Raw genomic sequence first — 2,946 nt, 5'->3', positions numbered from 1 at the left:
CTGCCGCGCGGACGACGCTACGAAGGCTGCACCCATGCCCGGCGACGCGCTGGACGGCTTGATCGCCCGCATGGATCAGGAACCGGTGCGCTTTGTGCGTGCCGGCGTGCCGCATTGAAATACCTCTTGTCAGAACGCTGGCAACACCTTGAGTCGTCTCCGGCGCTCCGAAACTACAGTGACTGCGTGCCAGCGATCTGACGCCCTCGCTGGACAAGCCTGAGTCGTTTATATTGCGCGGCGGTCACGCAGATCGCATGACGTGATAACCCCTTCAGGGAGAAATGAATGAAAAAACGCGATTTCGGGGCCATTGCAGCCCTGGCTATGCTTGCCGCCTGCGGCGGCGGTGGGGATTCCCCAACAGCGGCGGCCGCTACCGCTGACGCCGATAAAACAAATGCGGCAACCGTACCCGCCAAGATGCGAAAGGGCTATTACGCTTTCGATGATGGTCCGGTTGAAGAAATCACGTTCGAAGACCGCGACGGCCAAGCTGTGCTGGAAGGCGACATCGTGCTCGGGCGTACAGAGGACATTCTCCAGCGGCCATCGACCGATCGCGTCCACGCCGAAGGCATCTACGTGACCAACAAGAGCCGCTGGCCAAGTGGTGTTGTCGTGTATACCCAGCCCAACTTGTCCAGCTCGAATGTCTATGCGGACGCGTTCTACGCGATGCGCCATATTTCGCTGCACACCCGTGTGCGCTTCTCGCGCACGCTCAGCTATGCGGCCTCGTTCAAGCCAAACGATTCCCAGACCATCTATGACATGGTTAGCTTCTATGGCATCACTGACCCGAATCTCGGCGGAAGCTCAGCTGTCGGTCGGGTCGGCGGCCTGCAAACCGTCAGCATCAACACGAACGAGGCGGGCATCGATGGCGCCTCCGTGGCCACGCACGAGTTGTTGCATGCGATTGGTGCCTGGCATGAGCAATCGCGCGGTGATCGGGACAGCTACATCACCGTTAACACCGCCAATGCCATACCTACATACATCAGCAATTTCGACAAGCACACATCAGACGGTGCCATGTTCGGCGGCTACGACTATTGCTCGGCAATGCACTATGGTCCTTTGGCATTTTCCAATCCGCCAGCCTACCTGGAAACCATGCACGCATTGCAGCCGGTCTCATGCCAGGTGTTTGTCGCTTACAACGAAGGCACAGCGACGTGGAACAACATTGGGCAGCGTTCTGGACTCAGCGCTGGCGACATCGCCATGGTCAACGGTCTCTACGCTAGCGCGCAGGCTGACCGACCTTACGTGTATGCTGGAGCCGACCAGCACATAAGTAGCACAGTCGCCTCCTCAAATCCGGTAACCGTCAAGATCAATCTGGACGGATCGGCTAGCCAAGCCGTCGGCGGTGCCTCGATCGCAAAGTACAGTTGGAAGCCGAGTACCTGGACAGCCAATTCATGCCAATATCCACCGTGTCCAGGAAACCCGCTAGGCAGCTTCACAGGCCCCACAGCAAATACCAGCGTCACGCTGGCGCCGAATCAACGATCGGGGACGTTCCAGTATGACTTGACAGTCACTGATACGTTGGGTCGCGTCATGACCGATACAGTGACTGTTGGTGTCTCGCGTTGATCGGTGCGGCCGTGCTGCGCTGCGACGCTCTATGAGCGTTCGGACTGGTGTCTGCCTCCATTAGTTGCATCGGTGGCTTGTTGCTGCGTTGGTTGCAGGCTTGGCATCTTGCCGGACTAGGGCGTGTTAACACATCCGGAGCCCATCGGCGACAAGCACAAAGCTGATGAAGCCAAGGAACATGATGTCAAGCTTCTCGAAGCGGGAGAAGATCCGGCGGTAACCCTTGAGCCTGCGGAACAGGCGCTCGACTTCATTGCGGCGCTTGTACATCTCTCGGTCGTACTCCCAGGGATCCAGCCGCGTTGTGGGCGGCGGAACGACCGGAACGTAGCCGAAGTCCAGCGCAAGTTGGATCGTCTCGTTGCCCGCGTAGGCCCTGTCCATCAGCAAGTGAAGTGGCCTGTTCGGTGGCCCCAGGCTGGCCAATAGTTCGCGGCCCATCGGGCCATCGCCAGTTTGACCTGGCGACAGTGCGAACGTTATGGCCGTTCGAGCATCCGCGGCAACCATATGAATCTTGGTGTTCCATCCGCCGCGGGACTTACCGATGGCTTGGGGGCCGTTTTTTTGAGCGCACCCGTGCCATCCGGGTGGACCTTGATGCTCGTGGAATCCAGGGACACGGCCTCGATCTTGATACGCACGACCTGTGCCTTCTGAAGCTCTTCGAACATCCGATCAAGAACTCCTGCCTTGGTCCAACGATTCATGCGGGTGTAGATCGTGTGCCAGTTGCCGAAGCGTTTGGGCAGGCCTCGCCACTTGCAGCCGTGCTCGGCCACGTACAGGATGGCATTGACGACCTGCAGGTTGCTCAAGCTGACGTTGCCGCGTTGAGTGGGCAGGCAGTGCTCGATCCTGGCGAATTGCTCTGGCGTGATCTCCATGCCTGCAGTTTGCCGGCCCAGCGATCACGGATCAATAGTGTTAACACGCCCTAGGCAATGTGTGGTGGGCAAAGCAGCCAGTCGGGTTGCCCGCCGCGTGACCCTGCCCAAACCCTTGCTGCAACTGACTGGACGTCTTGACCGCAGCATGGAACTGGCGCTGGTGCGCTTTGCGCGCGCCGGCGTGCCACATTGAGGTGCCTGGTTTCAGCTCGCCGGCCCCAGCACCTTGAAGCCGTGCGTGCCATCGCTCGCCAGCTGGGCCACCAGGCCGTACTCCCAGTCCAGGTAAGCCTGCATCGCTTCGCGCGGGTTGTCGGTGCCCTCATACGGGCGGCGGTAGCGGTCGGTGCGGGGGCTGGCCAGGCGCTGGGTGCCGGTTTCGGCCGGCTGGCCGGCGGTGAACCAGGCGGTGTTGCCGCCTTCGAGCACCAGCACTGGCGTGTCC

The 2,946-nt window shown here is 60.2% G+C and carries 3 protein-coding genes; 1 reads left to right on the top strand and 2 read right to left on the bottom strand.

All coding sequences use genetic code 11. From position 1 onward, the window contains the following. Positions 1–288: 288 nt before the first annotated feature. Positions 289–1,608 carry a M12 family metallopeptidase gene (locus FKP22_RS25950; RefSeq protein WP_141290702.1) on the top strand — a complete coding sequence of 440 codons (1,320 nt, stop codon included), beginning with the start codon at positions 289–291 and terminating at the stop codon, positions 1,606–1,608. Between the two features lie 126 nt (positions 1,609–1,734). Here the strand turns inward: FKP22_RS25950 and FKP22_RS25945 are convergent. Both FKP22_RS25945 and FKP22_RS25940 read right to left on the bottom strand, forming a co-directional pair. Beyond that, positions 1,735–2,498, bottom strand: a protein-coding gene (locus FKP22_RS25945; RefSeq protein WP_141290700.1) for an IS5 family transposase whose coding sequence is annotated in 2 segments (ribosomal slippage) — positions 1,735–2,180 and positions 2,180–2,498 — 765 coding nt in all. Because the reading frame shifts where the segments join, the coding sequence is not laid out codon by codon here. Between the two features lie 207 nt (positions 2,499–2,705). Then, positions 2,706–2,946, bottom strand: a 241-nt coding sequence (locus FKP22_RS25940; protein WP_510606728.1) for a rhodanese-like domain-containing protein, incomplete at its 5' end; no start/stop codon positions are given.

Source organism: Ideonella azotifigens (genome assembly GCF_006519715.1).
Taxonomy (GTDB): Bacteria; Pseudomonadota; Gammaproteobacteria; order Burkholderiales; family Burkholderiaceae_C; genus Ideonella; species Ideonella azotifigens.
This window is presented reverse-complemented; position numbering and strand designations above follow the sequence as displayed.

Coding starts and splice junctions, on each gene's coding strand:
- FKP22_RS25950 (WP_141290702.1), top strand. CDS start 289: ATGAAAAAACGCGATTTCGGGGCCATTGCAGCCCTGGCTATGCTTGCC.